Annotated in this window: 16 protein-coding genes, 1 tRNA gene and 1 rRNA gene; 3 read left to right on the forward strand and 15 right to left on the reverse strand. The window is 62.7% G+C overall.

What is annotated here, in order from left to right; all coding sequences use genetic code 11:
• Positions 1-9: 9 nt before the first annotated feature.
• The 3 genes from CUC44_RS16060 to pdxR form a co-directional block, all read right to left on the reverse strand.
• Entirely contained in the window at positions 10-2,577 is a 2,568-nt protein-coding gene (locus CUC44_RS16060; protein ID WP_100860888.1) for a sensor domain-containing phosphodiesterase, read from the reverse strand.
• Positions 2,578-2,711: 134 nt separating this feature from the next.
• The gene (prlC, locus tag CUC44_RS16065; protein WP_100860889.1) at positions 2,712-4,754 is read right to left on the reverse strand and encodes an oligopeptidase A; all 2,043 of its coding nucleotides are present in this window, start codon (positions 4,752-4,754) and stop codon (positions 2,712-2,714) included.
• Between the two features lie 142 nt (positions 4,755-4,896).
• Positions 4,897-6,351 carry a MocR-like pyridoxine biosynthesis transcription factor PdxR gene (pdxR, locus tag CUC44_RS16070; protein ID WP_100860890.1) on the reverse strand — a complete coding sequence of 485 codons (1,455 nt, stop codon included), beginning with the start codon at positions 6,349-6,351 and terminating at the stop codon, positions 4,897-4,899.
• Between the two features lie 133 nt (positions 6,352-6,484).
• Here pdxR and CUC44_RS16075 point away from each other — a divergent pair, with 133 nt between their 5' ends.
• Entirely contained in the window at positions 6,485-7,525 is a 1,041-nt protein-coding gene (locus tag CUC44_RS16075; protein WP_208621081.1) for a TlpA family protein disulfide reductase, read from the forward strand.
• 66 nt (positions 7,526-7,591) lie between these two features.
• Positions 7,592-9,628, forward strand: a complete 2,037-nt coding sequence (locus CUC44_RS16080) for a protein-disulfide reductase DsbD family protein (RefSeq protein WP_100860892.1) — start codon at positions 7,592-7,594, stop codon at positions 9,626-9,628.
• A 53-nt stretch (positions 9,629-9,681) separates the two neighbouring features.
• Here the strand turns inward: CUC44_RS16080 and hemB are convergent, their stop codons facing one another.
• The 10 genes from hemB to CUC44_RS16130 form a co-directional block, all read right to left on the reverse strand.
• Positions 9,682-10,704 carry a porphobilinogen synthase gene (gene hemB / locus CUC44_RS16085; RefSeq protein ID WP_100860893.1) on the reverse strand — a complete coding sequence of 341 codons (1,023 nt, stop codon included), beginning with the start codon at positions 10,702-10,704 and terminating at the stop codon, positions 9,682-9,684.
• Positions 10,705-10,707: 3 nt separating this feature from the next.
• Positions 10,708-11,493: a TatD family hydrolase gene (locus CUC44_RS16090; RefSeq protein ID WP_100860894.1), complete on the reverse strand. Its 786-nt coding sequence runs from the start codon at positions 11,491-11,493 to the stop codon at positions 10,708-10,710.
• Between the two features lie 189 nt (positions 11,494-11,682).
• Positions 11,683-12,438 carry a twin-arginine translocase subunit TatC gene (gene tatC, locus CUC44_RS16095; RefSeq protein WP_100860895.1) on the reverse strand — a complete coding sequence of 252 codons (756 nt, stop codon included), beginning with the start codon at positions 12,436-12,438 and terminating at the stop codon, positions 11,683-11,685.
• Positions 12,435-12,896, reverse strand: coding sequence for a Sec-independent protein translocase protein TatB (gene tatB / locus CUC44_RS16100; protein ID WP_100860896.1), 462 nt, complete (start codon positions 12,894-12,896; stop codon positions 12,435-12,437). The genes tatC and tatB overlap by 4 nt, the downstream gene beginning before the upstream one ends.
• 3 nt (positions 12,897-12,899) lie before the next feature.
• Positions 12,900-13,148: a Sec-independent protein translocase subunit TatA gene (gene tatA, locus CUC44_RS16105; protein ID WP_100860897.1), complete on the reverse strand. Its 249-nt coding sequence runs from the start codon at positions 13,146-13,148 to the stop codon at positions 12,900-12,902.
• Between the two features lie 113 nt (positions 13,149-13,261).
• A complete protein-coding gene (ubiB, locus tag CUC44_RS16110) occupies positions 13,262-14,902 on the reverse strand; it encodes a ubiquinone biosynthesis regulatory protein kinase UbiB (protein WP_100860898.1) in 1,641 nt (546 codons plus the stop codon).
• Entirely contained in the window at positions 14,902-15,510 is a 609-nt protein-coding gene (locus CUC44_RS16115; RefSeq protein ID WP_100860899.1) for a ubiquinone biosynthesis accessory factor UbiJ, read from the reverse strand. Before CUC44_RS16115 ends, ubiB begins: the two co-directional genes overlap by 1 nt.
• A gap of 8 nt (positions 15,511-15,518) precedes the next feature.
• On the reverse strand, positions 15,519-16,271 hold the full coding sequence (gene ubiE / locus CUC44_RS16120) for a bifunctional demethylmenaquinone methyltransferase/2-methoxy-6-polyprenyl-1,4-benzoquinol methylase UbiE (RefSeq protein WP_042642725.1): 753 nt from the start codon (positions 16,269-16,271) through the stop codon (positions 15,519-15,521).
• Positions 16,272-16,436: 165 nt separating this feature from the next.
• The gene (crcB, locus tag CUC44_RS16125; RefSeq protein WP_100860900.1) at positions 16,437-16,814 is read right to left on the reverse strand and encodes a fluoride efflux transporter CrcB; all 378 of its coding nucleotides are present in this window, start codon (positions 16,812-16,814) and stop codon (positions 16,437-16,439) included.
• 89 nt (positions 16,815-16,903) lie between these two features.
• Positions 16,904-18,169, reverse strand: a complete 1,266-nt coding sequence (locus tag CUC44_RS16130; RefSeq protein WP_100860901.1) for a cytosine deaminase — start codon at positions 18,167-18,169, stop codon at positions 16,904-16,906.
• A gap of 93 nt (positions 18,170-18,262) precedes the next feature.
• On the opposite strand from CUC44_RS16130, the gene CUC44_RS16135 reads away from it, so the two are divergent.
• Complete coding sequence (locus CUC44_RS16135) at positions 18,263-18,514, forward strand: hypothetical protein (RefSeq protein ID WP_100860902.1); 252 nt, start codon at positions 18,263-18,265, stop codon at positions 18,512-18,514.
• Positions 18,515-18,563: 49 nt separating this feature from the next.
• On the opposite strand, the gene CUC44_RS16140 is transcribed toward CUC44_RS16135, so the two are convergent.
• A tRNA-Thr gene (locus CUC44_RS16140) sits at positions 18,564-18,639 on the reverse strand.
• Positions 18,640-18,686: 47 nt separating this feature from the next.
• Positions 18,687-18,801 (reverse strand): 5S ribosomal RNA (rrf, locus tag CUC44_RS16145).
• Positions 18,802-18,815: the final 14 nt, after the last annotated feature.

Below are 18,815 nucleotides of genomic sequence, written 5' to 3' on the forward strand. Positions count from 1 at the left end.
AGCGGAGGATCAGCTCACGGTGGTCAGATTGGCCAGGTTCATCCCCTGGCGATTGAGGGTCAGGTATTCCACCAGATCGTCGTAGGGCAGCGGGCGGCTGAGCAGATAACCCTGGGTGAAGGCGCAGCCCTTCTGGCAGAGGAAGTTGAGCTGTTCTCGGGTCTCGACCCCTTCGATCACCACCTGCATGCCGAGGTTGTGCACTATGTTGATGATGCCGTCCAGTAGCAGCCTGTCTTGTTCGTTGAACGGGATGTGTCGCACGAAGGAGCGGTCAATTTTCACCAGATCCACCGGGAAGGTGCGCAGGTAGTTCAGCGCCGAGTAGCCGGTGCCGAAGTCATCGATGGCCAGCTTGCAGCCCGCCTCACGCAAGGCGTCGATCCGCACCCTGTGCTGATCGCTGCTCTCCATCAGCAGGGATTCGGTGATCTCTATAATGATGTCCGCCGGGTCCAGGCCGAAGTGGCGGATCACCCGCAGCCACTCGTTCGCCTCCGGATCTATGGTCTGGAACTCCAGGGTGGAGCGGTTGATGGACATCTGCAGATCCGGGAAGCCGGACTGCTGCAAACGGGCCAGATCCCGGCACGACTGCCACAGCACCAGGGCGCCCAGCCCCTGGATGAGGCCCGCCTCTTCCGCCAACGGGATGAAGTCCGCCGGCGAGACCTGACCCCAGTGGGGGTGATACCAGCGCACCAAAGCCTCCAGTTTGGCGACCCGGCCGCTGCGGTTATCCCAGATAGGCTGATAGGCCATGGTCAGCTGAGCCAGCTTGATGGCTTCGGCCAGATCCTGCTGCATCTGGTGACGCTGGCTCACCTCTTCCCGCATGGAGGCGCTGTAGGTCCCGAGTGGCCGCCCCTGCCGTTTGGCGACGAACAGCGCCTGCTCGGCGTTGCGCAGCAGCTCGTCGCTGTCGGCGCCATCGCTGGGACAGAGGGTGATGCCTAAGGTCGCCGTCACATAGAGGTGTTGATTGGCCAGCATGAAGGGACGGGCGAAGCCGGCGATCACCTGCTTGGCGAACACCTCGGCCTGGCGGCGATTGACGATGCCGGGCACCAGGAAGGCGAACTCGTCGCCGCCGATGCGGGCCACCAGATCCTCGGTACGCACCCGACTCACCAGCCGATCCGACACCTCCCGCAGCAGGGCATCACCCACGTGGTGATCCATGCTGTTGTTGACCGCCTTGAAGTTGTTGAGATCCAGCACCATAAGCGCGAAGCGCTCTCCCCGCTCGCAGAAGCGGCTGAGGCAGCGGCCGAACAGCCAGCGGTTCGGCAGGCCGGTGAGGTTGTCGTAGTTCGCCTGGGCCGCGATCTTCTGCTCCGCCAGCTTGGTCTGGGAGAGGTCGCTGAAGATGGCGATGTACTGGCTGATCTTGCCCCCTTCCCGCAGGGCGCTGATCATCAGCTGCTGGGGGTAGAGCTTGCCGTTCTTGCGCTTGTTCCACACCTCGCCACGCCAGATCCCGACCCGCTCCAGGGCATGGTACATATCGGCGTAGAAGGTCTGATCGTGCAGCCCGGACTTGAGCATGCTGGGGCGCTGGCCGCAGGCCTCCTCCTCGCTGTAACCGGTGATCTTCTCGAACGCCGGGTTGACCGAGATAATGCGGCTGTCCGCATCGCACACCAGTATGGCCTCGGAGAGGTTGTCATAGACCCGGTGGGAGAGCTTGAGCTGCTCGGCGTGACGCTTGATGGGGTCGATATTCTCCAGCAGCAGCATCAGGTAGTCCGGCTGCAGCTGCTCGTTGCGGATCAGCGTCACCGTCACCCGACCCCACAGCACAGAGCCGTCCCTATGCAGGTAGCGCTTCTCCTGAGTGAAGGCGGGACGCTCTCCCCGTCTCAGCTCTTCGTAGTAGGGTATGCTACCCAACCAGTCTTCTGGATGATTAATCTCTGCTGCGGTGCGATTTTGCAGTTCATGTTGACTGTAGCCCAGCATCTTCTCGATGGCCGGGTTGACCCAGAGGATCTTCCCCTCGAGGTCCAGCTTGCCGATACCGACCGGCGCATGGGACATCATGGTGTCCAGGAACCTGTGATACTCCGGCTGTGTCTGCGGTGCGGGCTTGGGCTGCTGCTGATACATGAGCGCCAGCTCGCGGCCGGCAACCGGGGCCAGCAGGCGCAACAAGCGCATGATCTTGTCCATGCTGGGCATGGCCCGTTTGAACATGACGCTGCAGAGCCCCATGGTCTCGCCCTGGGCGTTCTTCAGGGCGATGCCGGCGTAGCCCCGGATCTGCCAGCGCTCCAGCACGGCGGCATGGGGAAACAGCTGGCAGGAGCGATCGTTGAACCAGGCTTCGCCCTGCTGCATGACGATCTCGCCCGGGGTGCTGGCAAGGGGAAAGCTGTAGGAGCCTATGTCCAGGGTGGCAGGATGGGCGGCATGGATGGTGAAGAACAGGCCCGAGGGGTCCTGCCCCGAAATAAGGACGAGATCCGCCCCCACCGCTTTGGCGATTTCACTCACAAAAGTATCGAAATATCCCTTGCCGCTCAGATGAGACAGGCTTGAGATGATTTGATAGACAGACTCGAGTGCTCGCCTCATGGCAAGGTTCTTTCTCTCCTTGGAAGGTAGAACCCGACTCTACTCAAGAGGCGGGGCCAGTGCAAACATGCTATCCGCAAGATATTCAAAAGCCTTGAAAAAAGGGACCTGACGGTCCCTTTTTATCTCAAAAATCACGCGGCGATCCCACTATGCCGCAGCAGTGCATCCACTTGGGGCTCCCGGCCCCGGAAGGCACGGAACAGCTCCATGGGTTCTTTTGAACCGCCCTTCTCCAGGATGTTTTTCAGGAAGGATTGACCGGTGGCCGGGTTGAAGATCCCCTCCTCCTCGAAGCGGGAGAAGGCATCCGCCGACAGCACCTCGGCCCACTTGTAGCTGTAGTAGCCCGCCGCATAACCGCCGGCGAAGATGTGGGAGAAGCTGTGCTGGAAGCGGTTGAACGCAGGCGGCGTCATCACGGCGACCTGGCTGCGCACCTGATCCAGCAGGGTCGGTACCAGCTCGGGATTGGCCGGATCGAACTCCTGGTGCAGGCGGAAATCGAACAGGGCGAACTCCAGCTGGCGCAGCATCTGCATGGCCGCCTGGAAGTTACGGGCGGTCAGCATCTTCTCCAGCAGATCCGCGGGCAGCGGCTCGCCGGTCTCGTGATGACCGGAGATAAAGGCCAGCGCCTCGGACTCCCAGCACCAGTTCTCCAGGAACTGGCTCGGCAGCTCGACCGCATCCCAGGCCACGCCGTTGATGCCAGCCACCCCGGCCACGTCGATCTGGGTCAGCATGTGATGGATGCCGTGACCGAACTCGTGGAACAGGGTCACCACCTCGTTGTGGGTGAACAGGGCCGGCTTGCCATCCACAGGGCCGTTGAAGTTGCAGGTCAGGTAGGCCACCGGCTTTTGCAGTGAACCGTCCTGACGGTAGCGACGACCCAGGCAGACATCCATCCAGGCGCCGCCCTGCTTGTGTTCGCGGGCGTAGAGATCCAGGTAGAAGCTGCCGCGCAGCTCATCTTCGGCATCGAAGATGTCGTAGAAGCGCACGTCCGGATGCCAGGTGTCGATACCGAGGCGCTCGCGCACCTTCATGCCGAACACCCGGCGTACCACCTCGAACAGGCCCTTCACCACCCGGTTGGCGGGGAAATAGGGACGCAGCTGCTCGTCGGAGATGGAGAACTTGTGCTGCTTGAGCTTCTCGGCGTAATAAGGGATATCCCAGGCCGCCAGCTCGCTCTGACCGTGTTGCTCCGTGGCGAAGGCGCGGATCTCTTCCAGCTCGGCCTTGCCCTGGGGCAGGGACTTGGCCGCCAGATCCGTGAGGAAGCACACCACCTGCTCGGTCTTGTCCGCCATCTTGGTGGCAAGCGACAATTCGGCATAGTTACCAAAGCCGAGCAGCTTGGCCAGCTCGCGGCGCAAGCTGAGCAGCTCGGTCATGATGGCGGAGTTGTCCCACTTGCCGGCGTTCGGGCCCTGATCCGAGGCGCGGGTGGTGAAGGCCTCATACAGCTCGGCGCGCAGGGCGCTGTTGTCCGCATACATCATCATCGGCAAATAAGAAGGGATATCCAGGGTGAACAACCAGCCCTGCTGACCCTTGTGCTCCGCCAACTGGCGGGCGGCGGCCAGGGCACTGGCGGGCAGACCGGCCAGTTCAGCCTCGTCAGTCACCAGCTTGCTCCAGCCCTGGGTCGCATCCAGCACGTTGTTGCTGAAGCGGGAGGCCAGCTCGGAGAGGCGGGCCTGGATCTCGCCGTAGCGCTGCTGCGCTTCGGCGGGCAGGCCGATGCCAGACAGGCGGAAGTCGCGCAGGGTATTCTGGATCTCCTTGCGCTGGGCGCTGCTCAGGAGCGGGAAGTCGTCGCTCTCGGCCAGGGCCAGATAGGCCTGGTAGAGGCCTTCGTGCTGGCCGACATAGGTCTGGAATTCGGACAACAGCGGCAGGCAGGCGTCGTGGGCCGCGCGCAGCGCCTCGCTATTGAGTACGGAGTTGAGGTGGCTCACCGGCGACCAGATGCGCGCCAATCGGTCGTTGACCTCTTCCAGCGGCGCGATCAGGCTGTCCCAGGTGTGGGGCTCGCGCTGGGCCAGCACGTCTTCGATCTTCTGTTTGCAATCGGCGATGGCCTGCGTCACGGCAGGTTGCACCTGATCAGGCTGGATCTGGCTGAAAGGAGGCAGCGAGTCCATTGTCAGCAAAGGGTTGTTCATACCTGGGTACCTCTAAATGCTCTACAGCCCCTGCCGTCCAGAAGCTTGCTTGGACCATCTAAGATGTAGGCAGAAACCCCATTTATCAAGCCTTTGCCGCCAATAACAGGGGCAACTACCCACTTTTCGCGACCCTTGTCTATTAAATCGCCAGATCGGTCATCGACGACGACGAGGGCGGGCCCTCCTGCCCTGCACCTGGCCCTATCAGGCGCATCAGGCGGGCACAACAATCCTCCAGTCCCTCTTGCGGCAGATTGGTGATCCCCAGCAGCAGACCCGATCTCGCGCGCGCCGGGTCTGCAAACCAGACGGACAGGGGAGCTGGCGCCAGTCCGACAGCCTGGGCCTGGCGCACGATGGCGACATCATCGCAGCCCTGAGGCAGGTGCAGCAGCAGCGCCAGCCCCGCCATGCTGACCGCCTCGGCGGGTACCGGCAGGACCTGTTGCAGCGCCGCCGCCCGCGCACGGTACATCCGCTTCATCTTGCGCAAATGACGCAGATAGTGTCCCTTGCGCATGAACTCCGCGAGCGCCAACTGGCTCGCCACCGAGGCTGCTGGCGCGAGTGCGGCAGCCACATCCCCCATCTTGCTGGCCAGGGCCGGCGGCACCACCATGAAACCGAGACGCAGGCTGGGGCTGATGGTCTTGCTGAAGGTACCGACATAGATGACCCGGCCATGGCGATCCAGAGAAGCCAGGGCTGGCGCCGCCCGGCCGGTGAGTTGCAACTCGCTCAGGTAATCATCCTCGACGATCCAGCCGCCGCGACTGGCGGCCCACTCCAGCAACCGGTGGCGGCGGGCGAGGGAGAGGGTCATGCCCAGCGGCGCCTGCTGGCCGGCGGTGACTATGGCCAGCGCAGCGTCCGCCGCACTGGCTATCCCCGCATCAACATCCAGCCCTTGCGTATCGACCGGGATCGGTACCGGCGTCACCCCCGCCATGGCGAGGGCCATCCGGGACAGTGGATAGCCCGGATCCTCAATCCAGGCCTCTTTCCCCTGCAAGCCAAGGCCGTGGACAAGCAGCCCAAGGGCACCGCTGTACCCCGAGGTGATGAGGATCTGGGCCGGCGAGCAGCCGATCCCGCGGGCCACGGACAGATAGGCGGCGATCTCGGTGCGCAGCGTCAGCTCGCCGCGGGGATCGGGATAGCTGACCGTTGCCATGGCGGCCTGACTGGCAGCCTGGGCCGCCACCCGGGACCACAGCTTGCCGGGAAAGCCATCCTGCGCGGGCACGCCGACTTGAAACACCTGGGGACGCTCGCCGAAGGGATGCTGGTAGAGCTCGGGCAAGGGATTGGCTTGTACCCTGAGGTCGGGCGGCGAGTCCACCGGCAGGCACTGGGCGACGAAGGTCCCCGCCGCCCCCTGCGAGACGATCAGCTGCTCATCGATCAACCGCTCATAAGCGGCACGGACTGTGCCCCGCGCGACGCCGAGCTGGATACTCAGATCCCGCCACGAGGGCAGCCTGGCCCCCGCATAGAGCGAGCCCTGGCGGATCGACTGGCCGATGGCCGTGGCGATCTGGTCGGCTAGCGAGCTCCCGGCTTCGCGCCGCAGCGCTATGTGCAGCTCAGTCATGGGCGCTGGCCCATGTCCGCGATGGTACATTGAAAACAGGCATTCATGGTCCTTATTACTGGACTGTCAAACTGGCTAAAATGTGTCATTAAACCATCCACGATACATGTTCGAAAGTAGTAAGGAGTCCGTCTTGTCCCTGCCCTCTGTGATCAAACCCCTAGCCACCCTGTTGCTCCTGCTCGGCATCAGCCAGCCTGCCTGGGCGGACGACAACAGCTACGACGCCGAAGGCGAGCGACGCGCCAAGAGCGCAGGCAGCGCCTTGATCGGCCAACCGGCTCCGGCGGCCAAGCTGACCACCCTGGATGGCAAACAGCTCGATCTGGCCGAACTCTATGGGAAAAAACCGGTCTATCTGAAGTTCTGGGCCACCTGGTGCGTGCCTTGCCGCCAGCAGATGCCGGGCTTTGAGACCATAGAGCAGAAGTTTGGCGACCAGATCCAGGTGATCGCCGTCAACACCGGCTTCTCTGACGACGCCGACGCCATTCGCGCCTACCGCAAGGAGCTGGGCCTGACCATGCCCATCGCCATCGATGACGGTACCCTGGCGACCGCGCTGAACCTGAGGGTCACCCCCCAGCATGTGGTGATCGGGCGCGATGGCAAGATCATGCACGTGGGTCATCTGGAAGACCAGGCCCTGCACACGGCACTGCAACAGGCGATCTCCGAAGAGCCACAGCCAATCGCTCAGGCCACCAGCGCCACCGCAACCCCCACCTTCGCCGTGGGCGACAAGGTGAGCAATCTTGGGATCACCCAGCTGGATGGCCGGCAAGTGGACTTCGCCGCCGCGAACCAGAAGCCGCGCGCCATCGTCTTCTTCGCCCCCTGGTGTGAATCCTACCTGGCCGAGAGCCGCCCGCAGACCGCCAAGAACTGCCAGTTCGTGCGCGAAGAGGCCGAAAAGCTGATGGCGAGCGAGAAGGGCGTAGAGTGGCTGGGGGTTTCCTCCGGACTCTGGGTCTCGGTGGCCGACCTGCAGGATTACCAGAAAAGTTCGGGCAGCACTCTGCCGCTGGCACTGAACGAAGATGATTCCCTGTTCCGTGCCTTCGGGGTGCGCGACATCCCCAGCGTGGTGCTACTGGATAGCCAGGGCCGCGTCGCCCGCATCCTGAGCCCGCAGGATCGCGACCTTGCCGACGCCGTCAAGCAGCTGAAGTAACCGTCAGACGTCATGGACACCGGCCCCACTGGCTGGTGTCTTTTTTTCTCCCGCACGAAGAGACCCATGAAACTCGACTCCCTGAAGCGGTTGCTACTTTGGCTCTGCCTGAGCCTGAGCGCCCCCATGCTGGCCGCAGCGGATATGCCCGGCGCCGAGGAGGTGCTAATCGCCTCCTCCCTGCACGCCGCCAGCCCCACCCCGGCCGCCAACGGCACCACCACCCTGGCGATCAAGATGACCCCTCAAGGGGAATGGCACGGCTACTGGAAGCAGCCGGGGGATGTCGGCCTGGCCCCCAGACTGACCTGGCACCTGCCCGATGGTGTCAGCGTCGGCGAGGTGGCTTATCCGCTCCCCCAGACCCTGCAGATCGACGGCATCATGAACCATGTCTACGGCCAACCCTACGCGCTGCTGGCCGAGCTCTCCGTCGCCGAGGGGATGGCCCTGGGCACCCAACTGCCGATCCGCCTCGACATGCAGTATCTGGCCTGCCGTCACGACGCCTGCGTCCCGGAGCGTGCCAGCCTGCAGATCACGCTGCACGTCGGCCACGGCGAAGCCGATGCCGCCCTCGCCGCCAACTTTACCAAGTGGCGTCAGGCACTACCCAGACCGCTCGGCTCCCCCGTCAGCTTCACCGTCGATAAGCAACGGCTGCGCCTCGAGGTACCGCTCCCCGCCAGCATAGAAATCGATGAGCCGCACCTCTTCAGCGCCACCAAACAGGCCATCGTCGATGCCGCCCCCCAGCGGTTCGAGCGTCGGGGCGATCTGCTCATCGTCGAGACCCGGGCGGGTGCCAGCCCGGCCGAGGCATTCGAGGCGACCCTGGCACTTGGTAACGGCCTTGGGCTGGATCTGGACGCCAGGCTTGCCGCCGCACCGGCCAGGGGTGAGAGCGGTACAACCGCCCTGCTGCTGGCGCTGGCCGGGGCGATCGCCGGTGGCCTGCTGCTGAACCTGATGCCCTGCGTCTTCCCCATCCTCAGCCTCAAGGCGATGAGCCTGGCACGGGCCGGTGCCAGCGCCCGTGCCGCGCGGCGCGAGGCGCTGGCCTATACCGCCGGGGTGATGGCGACCTGCATGCTGCTCGGTGGCGTGCTGCTGGCCATGCGGGCGGGCGGTGCCCAGCTCGGCTGGGCCTTCCAGCTGCAGGATCCACGCATGATACTGCTGTTGCTGCTGCTGACCTGCGTCATCGCCTTCAACATGGCCGGCCTGTTTGAGCTGAGCACTCTCGACGCCGGAGCCGGACTGACCCGCCGCAGCAGCGTCGCCGGGGCGTTCTGGACCGGCGCCCTCGCCGCCTTTGTCGCCACCCCCTGCACCGGCCCCTTCATGGCGGCGGCGCTCGGCACCGCCCTGATCCTGCCGCCCCTGGCGGGCATGCTGGTGTTCGCCGGATTGGGGTTCGGCATAGCGCTGCCCTTCCTGCTGCTGGGGTTTGTCCCGGCCTTACAGCGCCGGATGCCGAAACCCGGGCTCTGGATGGCGACCCTTCGCCGCCTGCTTGCCGTCCCCATGTTCCTGACCATGCTGGCGCTGTCGTGGGTGCTCGGCCAACAGGTGTCCGCCAACGCGCTGACCGCCAGCCTGGGCTGTGCCATGCTGCTGACGTTCGGCCTCTGGCTGACCGGCCTGCGCCAGCGAGGGATGAAGCCGCAGGCCTGGCTGCCTGCAGTCTTGGCTGCCGCCCTCGTCATCCCTCTCGGTCTGAGCCAGATGAGCGAGCGCGCCACCCAGTCCCAGCCCGCCAACCGGCTCGCCTTCGATCCAGCCAAGCTGGAGGTCCTGAGAGCGGGGGACAAGCCGGTGTTTCTCTACTTCACCGCCGACTGGTGCATGACCTGCAAGGTCAACGAGCAGATCGCCATCGATCGCCGCGCCACAGAACAGGCCTTTGCCGAGGCGGGTGTCGAGGTGATGCGGGGGGATTGGACCCAGGGCGATCCCGGGATCACCGCCTTCCTGGCGCAGCACGGTCGCTCCGGTGTGCCGCTCTACCTCTGGTATACCCCTGGCCAGCGCGAGCCCAGGGTGCTACCCCAGGTACTCGGCCCGGACAGCCTGATAGATGAAGCCCGCGCCACCCCCTGAAAAGCAAAATGCCAGTCGTATCGACTGGCATTTTTTTCATTCGCTCAAGCCGTTCAGCTCCGGCGAGCATCTTCCTGCAGCCACTGGGCGACCCGCTTGGCGAAGTAGGTGAGGATGCCGTCGGCACCGGCCCGCTTGAAGCAGACCAGGGACTCCAGGATGCACTCCTTCTCCTTCAGCCAGCCGTTCTGGATGGCCGCCATGTGCATGGCATATTCACCGCTCACCTGATAGGCGAAGGTCGGCACGCCGAACTGATCCTTGACCCGGCGGATCACGTCCAGATACGGCATGCCCGGCTTGACCATGACGCTGTCAGCCCCTTCCTGGATGTCCAACGCCACCTCGTGCAGGGCCTCATTGTCGTTGGCCGGGTCCATCTGATAGGTGGCCTTGTTGCTCTTGCCGAGGTTGCCGGCAGAACCCACCGCATCGCGGAACGGACCATAGTAGCAGGAGGCGTACTTGGCGGAGTAGGCCATGATCTGCACGTTGATGAAGCCGTTCTCCTCCAGCGCCGCGCGGATGGCGCCGATGCGGCCATCCATCATGTCGGACGGTGCCACTATGTCGGCCCCGGCGGCGGCATGGGAGAGCGCCTGCTTCACCAGGATCTCGGTGGTGATGTCATTCATCACATAGCCTTCGTCATCGATAATGCCGTCCTGGCCGTGGGTGGTGAAGGGATCCAGCGCCACATCCGTGATGACCCCTAGCTCCGGGAAACGGGCCTTGAGGGCGCGGGTCGCGCGCTGGGCCAGACCGTCCGGGCTATAGGCCTCTTCCGCCAGCAGGCTCTTGCTCTCCAGCGGGGTCACCGGGAACAGGGCGATGGCGGGCACGCCGAGGGCCACCAGTTCCGCGGCCTCCTCCAACAGCAGATCGATGGAGAGGCGATCCACCCCCGGCATGGAGACGACGGCTTCACGCTGGTTCACCCCTTCCAGCACGAACACCGGATAGATGAGATCGTCGACGGTCAGCGTGTTTTCACGCACCAGACGACGGCTGAAGTCATTCTTGCGCACCCGGCGCAGGCGGCGGCCAGGGAAGGCGCCCGGAAGAGTTGTAGCCATGAGTCACTCCTGGAGTGGAAGTTGGAAGAACGCGGCTGAGGTGGCCCGGGTGTGGGCCAGCAAGGCCTCGGGCGTCTCACCACGACAGGCCGCCACCACCTTGGCGATGTGCGGCAGATAAGCAGGTTCGTTGCGCTTGGGTCTGGGTGTCAGATCCCGTGGCACCAGATAGGGGGCATCCGTCTCTATCATCAGCCGACCGGCCGGGATCCGTGCCACTTGCTCGCGCAGCAACTGGCCACGGCGCTCGTCGCACAGCCAGCCGGTGACACCTATGTGCAGCCCGAGCGCGAGGCACTCGTCCAGCTCGGCATCTGAGCCGGTGAAGCAGTGCAGCACGGCGCCCGGCAATCTCGGCAGCCAGGGGCCCAGGATCTCGATGAAGCGTTCGTGGGCATCGCGGCAGTGCAGGAACACCGGCATATTCAGCTCGGCGGCCAGGGCCAGCTGGGCGTCGAATACCTGGTCTTGCACCGGCCTTGGGGAGAAGTCGCGGTTGTAGTCGAGGCCGCACTCGCCGATGGCCACCACCTGGGGCAGGGCCGCCAGTTCACGCAGCGCAGGCAGGGTATCCCCATCGACGCTCTTGGCATCGTGGGGATGCACACCGGCAGTGGAGAAACAGTAGCCCGGCCACTGGGCTGCAAGCTCGGCACTCTCCCGGCTGCCCGCCAGGCAGGTGCCGGTGAGGATCAGCCCCTCGACCCCGGCGACGCGGGCGCGTGCCACGAGGTCGGCTTGCTCGCCGCTGAACTGGCTGCTGGTGAGATTGACACCTATGTCGATCATGACGCGGGATACTCCGAACAAAGAGAAGAGATATCAGGTAGTTGAAAACCACCTTCTCGATGGGGCCTCACCATACGCCTGTGCGGAAGGCATGAAAAGAGGAAGGGAGCCTAAGCTCCCCCTCATTCTTAATATTCCTGGGGCTTCGTCAGCCTCTCGCGGTCCGGCAAAAAGGTGACGAACAGAGCCTCAGCTCTCCCCGTCTGCCTGTTCCTGTTGCTCTTCATCCTCTTGCTTCACGTAGAAGCGGGCGAAGAAGAGGCCAACCTCCCACAGGGCCCACATGGGGATCGCCAGCAGGGTCTGGGAGAAGACATCCGGTGGCGTCAGCAACATACCCACCACGAAGACCCCGACGATGACGTAGGGGCGTTTCTCCCGCAGGCTCTTGGGGGTGGTTACCCCGGTCCAGCACAGCAGTATGGTGGCCACCGGGATCTCGAAGGCCACCCCGAACGCGAAGAACAGGGTGAGCACGAAGTCCAGGTAGCTGGCGATGTCGGTCGCCACCGTCACCCCAGCGGGCGCCGTGCTGGTGAAGAAGCCGAACACCAGCGGGAACACCACGTAGTAGGCGAACGCCATGCCGGCGTAGAAGAGTACGGCACTGGATGCCACCAGGGGCATGATGAGGCGCCGCTCATGCTGGTACAGACCCGGGGCGATGAAGGCCCAGGCCTGATACAGCAGATAGGGGATCGCCACGAAGAAGGAGACCACCAGGGTCAGCTTGATCGGGGTGATGAAGGGGGTCGCCACATCCGTCGCTATCATGCTGGTGCCTGCAGGCAGCTGGCTGAGCAGCGGCTGGGCCACGAAGTCGTAGATGTTGTTGGAGAAATAGATGAGCGCGAGGAACACCAGCAGAATGGCCGCCAGGGCGCGCATCAGCCGGGTTCTCAGCTCGATCAGATGGGTGATCAGGGGTTGTTCGGCCTGACTCATGACTTCACCTCCCCTTTCTCACGCGCCGCATCTGGCAACGTGGAGGATGCCGTCAACTCTATGCTCTGCGGTTCGGGAGCCGCAGCCACGGGCTCGGCGTCCGCCACCTTGGCGGGTTCTGGCTCGGGCCTGGGCGGACGGATCTCGTTTTGCGGCTCAGGCTGCGGCTGATAGGGGCGGTTCACCGACTGGGCGGCCGCCTTCAACTGCTCGATGGACTCCTGCAGATCCGGGCTCAGGTTGCTCATCTGCAAAGATTCGGCCTTCTTCAGGTCATTGTGCAGCTCTTGCAACTTGAGTTCCTGCTCCAACTCGGACTTGACCGAGTTGGCGGTACTGCGGATGAGCTTGATCCAGTGGGCCGCCGTGCGGATGGCGACCGGCAGCCGCTCGGGCCCCAGCACCACCAGGGCCACCACGCCGATGACGACCAGCTCCCAAAAACCGATGTCGAACATGGCTTAGGCCTGATCTTTGTCTTTCTGCTTGGTGGTGTCGGCGCTGTTGGCCGTCTCGTTCAACTGCTTTGGCGGGAACTCCGCGTCTTTCTGCTCAGACTTGGCATCGGCCGGATCATCCGACAGCGCCTTCTTGAACCCTTTCACCGCCGCGCCCAGATCGCCACCGATCCCGCGCAACTTCTTGGTGCCGAACAACAGTACGACGATGACTGCGATGATCAACAACTGCCAGATACTGATACCACCCATGATATGTCTCCAAAATTAGCGTTAAGGTGCGCTTGTTTGTCATTCAAGAATAACGATGCTGATACCAGTCCGTTATTTCTCCAGAACAGGCGTTAAAGTACGCGAGTGTGTGTTTAGTGTGAACGAGCCTTCCACCAACCGAGCAACCAGCATACACCGGCACCGGCGAGGGTAATTTGTCCCCACTCAATGTGTTGTTTCTGGGTCAGCAAGAATACACCCGCGAGCAGCAGGCTGGCTCCAACCCCTAAGAGGTAGCGAGCCTGTCCCTGACGGCGGCTGTGTTTGCGAAAATCGGCGAACATCTGATCGAAGTGATGCTGCTGATGGCGTGCCTGGCGCAGGGTCTCGTAGACCAGCTCAGGCAACTCAGGCAGCTTCTCGGCCCAGAACGGCGCCTTCTCCTTGATGGCATTCAGCACCGCCTTGGGGCCCACCTGCTGGTGCATCCAGCTCTCCAGGTAGGGCTTGGCGGTCTGCCACAGATCCAGCTGGGGATAGAGCTGACGCCCCAACCCTTCCACGTAAAGCAGGGTCTTCTGAAGCAGCACCAGCTGCGGCTGCACCTGCATGTTGAAGCGGCGGGCTGTGTTGAACAAATTCAGCAGCACGTGGCCGAAGGAGATCTCGGACAGCGGCTTCTCGAAGATGGGCTCCAGCACAGTGCGGATGGCAAACTCGAACTCGTCCACCTTGGTGTCGGCGGGTACCCAGCCAGACTCCACGTGCAGCTCGGCCACCCGGCGATAGTCCCGGTTGAAGAAGGCGAGGAAGTTCTCCGCCAGGTAGCGCTTGTCTTCCCGGTTGAGGGTGCCGACGATGCCGCAGTCGATGCCGATCCAGAGTGGATTCTCGGGGTGCTCATGGGAGACGAAGATATTGCCCGGGTGCATGTCAGCATGGAAGAAGCTGTCGCGGAACACCTGGGTGAAGAACACCTCCACCCCGCGCTCGGCCAGCAGCTTCATGTTGGTGCCGTTGGCCTCCAGCGTTCCGATGTCGGAGACCGGGATGCCGTAGATGCGCTCCATCACCAGCACCTGCTCGCGGCAGTGCTCGGTAAACACCTCGGGCACATAGAGGGCATCGGAGCCGGTGAAGTTGCGGCGCAGCTGGATGGCGTTGGCGGCCTCGCGCATCAGGTTCAGCTCGTCGAGTATGGTCTTGCGATACTCTTCCACCACTTCCACCGGGCGCAGCCGTGCGCTCTGGGGCACGAAGCGCGCCGCAAGTCTGGCCACCGCCTGCATCAGGCGCAGATCCGCCTCGATGACGGGCTCTATGTCCGGGCGGATCACCTTGATGACGATCTCGCGACCGTTCTCTTTCAATGTCGCGGTGTGCACCTGGGCGATGGAGGCGGACGCCAGCGGCGTCTCGTCGAAGTCGTCGAACAGGGTCTCGATGGGACAACCCAGGCTCGCCTCTATCTGGCGACGGGCGGCCTGACCACAGAAGGGGGGTACCCTGTCTTGCAGCAGAGCCAGCTCCTCGGCGATGTCCGGCGGCAACAGATCGCGCCGGGTCGACAGCATCTGGCCGAACTTGATGAAGATGGGGCCGAGCGCCTCGAAGGCGAGACGGATGCGGGCACCACGACTCAGATCCGGCTGCTTGTTCTTGAGCCAGAACAGGCTGCGGCGCAGCAGACGGCCGGGCCAGGGTTGATAGCGGGCGGGGACCAGCTCGTCGATGCCCTGCTCCAGCAGGATGCTGACGATGCGATAGAGGCGTTTGAACTCCTTCGGGGTCATCAGCTCACCTGCTGTTCGAGGCGGGCGAGCCGCAACTCGACGGCCTTCATGTGCTGGGCCAGCAGCTCGACGTCATCGCTGAAACTGGCGACCTCGAGCGGACCCGGGGCGAGGCGAGCCTCTTCGGTCAGGTACTCGGCCAGCTGGCGCTGGGTGCGACACAGCTCGCGCCCCACCAGACGACGCGCCTGACGGGCACCGCCGCACAGGGTGTGAGCCAGCACGTCACCGGTATAGCGAGAGAGTTCTTCTTCCCAGTCGATGTCGAGCTCTCCCAGCAGGGCGCTGAACGCCTGTACCAGCTGGGGATCTCCGCTCAGGTCCAGTTTCTCCTCGCGGATATAGCGAGTCAGGGCGGAGGGGTCTTTGAGCAGGCCCAAGGCCGTCAGCGACAGGCTCAGCACCGCATCGGCCTCCCCCTCGAACTGGGCCAGCACGTCGAGGCGGCGCTCGGAGAACACGAACCAGAGCGGCTTGAGTTCACGCAACTCCAGCTTGAGCACCTTGCCCGCCAGCTTGCGCAGCCGCTCCGGGCTCTGTTTGTCGAGATTCAGCAGCTGGTTGAGGCTGGTTTCGATCACCGCGGTGACCATGGCATCCATCGGCATAGGCAACCTTAAAACTTGTATCCACGGTGCAGGGCGACCACGCCCTGGGTCAGGTTGTAGAAGTCCACCTGATCGAAGCCGGCGTTCTCCATCATGCCCTTCAGGGTCTGCTGATCCGGGTGCATGCGAATGGATTCCGCCAGGTACTTGTAGCTCTCGCTGTCGTTCGCCACCAGTTCGCCCATCTTGGGCAACAGCTTGAAGGAGTAGAGGTCATACAGCTTGGCGATCACCTCGCTCTCGGGCTTGGAGAACTCCAGCACCAGCAGGCGTCCGCCCGGCTTGAGCACCCGATACATGGAGGCGAGCGCCTTGTCCTTGTCGGTGACGTTGCGCAGGCCGAAGCCGATGGTGATGACGTCGAAGTGGTTATCCGGGAAGGGCAGCGCCTCGGCGTTGGCCTGCACGTAGGAGACGTTGTTCGCCACCCCCAGGTTGCGCAGCTTGTCACGGCCCACCTTCAGCATGGAGTCGTTGATGTCCGCCAGCACCACCTGACCGGTTTCACCGACGATGCGGGAGAATTTGGCAGTCAAATCCCCTGTACCACCGGCCAAATCCAGCACTTTCTGACCTTTACGCACGCCTGAGCAGTCGATTGTGAAGCGCTTCCAGAGGCGGTGAATGCCGAACGACATCAGGTCGTTCATCAGATCATACTTGGCCGCCACCGAATGGAAGACGCCAGCCACCAGAGTTTCCTTCTCGGTCGCCGCCACGGTTTTATAGCCAAAATGCGTAGTATTCGTCTGTTCCGACATCCCTCAAACACCCATAGAGCAAAGAATGGCCGCCAGTTTACCAGAGCCGCCAGCGTCCGGACACCTAAGAACCGGTTTACTGCCCGTCATGGGAATCGGTCGGCAAGATGAGGTTCCGTAGAGGAACCTGGCTCAGCGGCTTCTAACGAGATGGCTGGCTGCTTCTCATACCCGGCTCGCGACCAGCTGCATCCCCAGCACCACCATGGCGAGACAGAGGAAGACGTTGAGGCCCATGTTGAGCAGCGCCTTCAGATAGGCTCCCTGCTGGGCCAGCAGCACAGTATCCAGGGCAAAGGAGGAGAAGGTAGTCAAAGCCCCCAAAATACCCACCATCAGCAGCGGTTTCATCGGACTCTCCAGCACATGGCCGTGGCTGATGAGCGCGAACGCCAGCCCCATGATGAAGGAGCCGATCACGTTCACCGCCAGGGTGCCGTAGGGAAAGCTGCGACCAAACAGCAGGGCGAACAACTCCGTCATGCCAAAGCGCAGGCAGGCGCCGATGGCGCCGCCGACGGCCACAAATAACCAGGTTTGCATCGAAACGGACTCCGTCCTGTCAGGCTAATATGGGGGATTATGCAAAAGCGCCGCCGCAAGTGACAGCGCCGGGATCAATCCATCAGGGTTTAACGGCGAAAATCCACCGGCTCGGTGGTGGCCAGGTGCAACGAAGTCTGGGCCGGCTGGGTCTGCGCAATCACCTTGCCGTGACGGATGGAGTAGCGCACCGGCACCTGACGGCGCACCGCATCGAAGCCGTTCTCCGCCGGCAGGATCAGCAGGTTGGCGGGCTTGCCCACCTCGATGCCGTATCTGTCCTGCACATTGAGGGTGCGGGCGCTGTGCTCACCGATCAGCTTCAAGCCGTCGTTGATCTGCTCATAGCCCATGATCTGACAGACATGCAGCCCCATGTGCAACACCTGCAGCATGTTGCCCGTGCCCATGGGATACCAGGGGTCGAACACGTCGTCGTGGCCGAAACAGACATTGATGCCCGCCTCCAGCATCTCCTTCACCCGGGTGACGCCGCGGCGTTTGGGATAGGTATCGAAGCGCCCCTGCAGATGAATGTTCACCAGGGGGTTCGCCACGAAGTTGATGTCGGCCATGCGCAGCAGACGGAACAGACGGGAGGCATAAGCCCCGTTGTAGGAGTGCATGGCGGTGGTGTGGCTGGCGGTAACCCTGGCCCCCATGCCACGCTCATAAGCAAGCGTTGCCAACGTTTCGATAAAGCGGGACTGCTCGTCGTCTATCTCGTCGCAGTGCACATCGACCAGTACGCCATATTGCTCTGCCAGCGCGAAGATATGGTGCAGGCTCTCTACCCCGTACTCCCGGGTGAACTCGAAGTGAGGGATGGCACCGATCACGTCGGCTCCCAGTTGGAGCGCCTCTTCCAGCAAGGCCTTGCCGTTGGGGTAGGAGAGGATCCCCTCCTGCGGGAAGGCCACTATCTGCAACTCGACCCACTCCTTCATCTCCTCGCGCACCTCCAGCATGGCCCTGAGCGCAACCAGCTTGGGGTCGGACACATCCACATGGGTGCGCACGAACTGGATGCCGTTGGCTATCTGCCATTTCAGGGTCTGGATGGCGCGGCGCTTGACGTCCTCGTGGGTCAGCAGTGCCTTGCGCTCTGCCCAGCGCTCTATCCCCTCGAACAGGGTGCCGGACAGGTTCCAGCTCGGCTCCCCCGCCGTCTGGGTGGTATCGAGGTGAATGTGAGGCTCGATGAAGGGGGCGATGGCAAGGCCCTCCTCCCCATCCAGCTCCACCTCAGATGGAAGTGACGTGGTCATGGGTTCGATGGCCGAAATTTGACCTTGGTGACACAGGATCTGCCAAAACCCTTCTCGCCCGACCAGCCTCACATTCTTTATCAGCATGTTTTTATTCCCTATTTTAGGAAAATTGCGCCTTTTTCATTCGGTAACTTAGCTTGGATCAATTTAATAGAAAAGCGTTCATATTGAATACATATGAAAACGCTACCATTGATAAAGGACCACAATAAAGGAGTGATTGGGATGAAAGCAGGATTGACCGAGATCGGCAGCGCCAGCCTGTTTCACGAGTACTTGCAGACCCTGGGTATTCGCAAGCCCCCTCTGACCACGATCGAAAAGAGCTGGGAATACAAACGCGGGGAGAAGCTGCTGGCGGCGATCCAGATAGAGCAGTCGGGGCAGGCCCGCTTCTATCTCGATGCCAGGCAGATATCGGTGAACTGAGAAATGCGGATACAAAAAAGCCTCCCGATTGGGAGGCTTTAATATTTAGTGGTGCTGATACCCAGAGTCGAACTGGGGACCTCATCCTTACCAAGGATGCGCTCTACCAACTGAGCCATATCAGCATACTAACTTGTTGAAATTACGCTTATTGCGCAATCTCGAATTGGGTGCCTGGCAGTGTCCTACTCTCGCATGGCGAATGCCACACTACCATCGGCGCTACCGCGTTTCACTTCTGAGTTCGGCATGGGATCAGGTGGTTCCACGGCGCTATGGCCGCCAGGCAAATTCTTCAATC

This window comes from Aeromonas lusitana, assembly GCF_002812985.1.
Lineage (GTDB): Bacteria > Pseudomonadota > Gammaproteobacteria > Enterobacterales > Aeromonadaceae > Aeromonas > Aeromonas lusitana.

Bases quoted from the DNA above. Each gene is read 5' to 3' on its own strand.
- CUC44_RS16060 (WP_100860888.1), bottom strand. From the start codon at position 2,577: ATGAGGCGAGCACTCGAGTCTGTCTATCAAATCATCTCAAGCCTGTCT.
- prlC (WP_100860889.1), bottom strand. From the start codon at position 4,754: ATGAACAACCCTTTGCTGACAATGGACTCGCTGCCTCCTTTCAGCCAG.
- pdxR (WP_100860890.1), bottom strand. From the start codon at position 6,351: ATGACTGAGCTGCACATAGCGCTGCGGCGCGAAGCCGGGAGCTCGCTA.
- CUC44_RS16080 (WP_100860892.1), top strand. From the start codon at position 7,592: ATGAAACTCGACTCCCTGAAGCGGTTGCTACTTTGGCTCTGCCTGAGC.
- hemB (WP_100860893.1), bottom strand. From the start codon at position 10,704: ATGGCTACAACTCTTCCGGGCGCCTTCCCTGGCCGCCGCCTGCGCCGG.
- CUC44_RS16090 (WP_100860894.1), bottom strand. From the start codon at position 11,493: ATGATCGACATAGGTGTCAATCTCACCAGCAGCCAGTTCAGCGGCGAG.
- tatC (WP_100860895.1), bottom strand. From the start codon at position 12,438: ATGAGTCAGGCCGAACAACCCCTGATCACCCATCTGATCGAGCTGAGA.
- tatB (WP_100860896.1), bottom strand. From the start codon at position 12,896: ATGTTCGACATCGGTTTTTGGGAGCTGGTCGTCATCGGCGTGGTGGCC.
- tatA (WP_100860897.1), bottom strand. From the start codon at position 13,148: ATGGGTGGTATCAGTATCTGGCAGTTGTTGATCATCGCAGTCATCGTC.
- ubiB (WP_100860898.1), bottom strand. From the start codon at position 14,902: ATGACCCCGAAGGAGTTCAAACGCCTCTATCGCATCGTCAGCATCCTG.
- CUC44_RS16115 (WP_100860899.1), bottom strand. From the start codon at position 15,510: ATGCCGATGGATGCCATGGTCACCGCGGTGATCGAAACCAGCCTCAAC.
- ubiE (WP_042642725.1), bottom strand. From the start codon at position 16,271: ATGTCGGAACAGACGAATACTACGCATTTTGGCTATAAAACCGTGGCG.
- crcB (WP_100860900.1), bottom strand. From the start codon at position 16,814: ATGCAAACCTGGTTATTTGTGGCCGTCGGCGGCGCCATCGGCGCCTGC.
- CUC44_RS16130 (WP_100860901.1), bottom strand. From the start codon at position 18,169: ATGCTGATAAAGAATGTGAGGCTGGTCGGGCGAGAAGGGTTTTGGCAG.
- CUC44_RS16135 (WP_100860902.1), top strand. From the start codon at position 18,263: ATGAAAACGCTACCATTGATAAAGGACCACAATAAAGGAGTGATTGGG.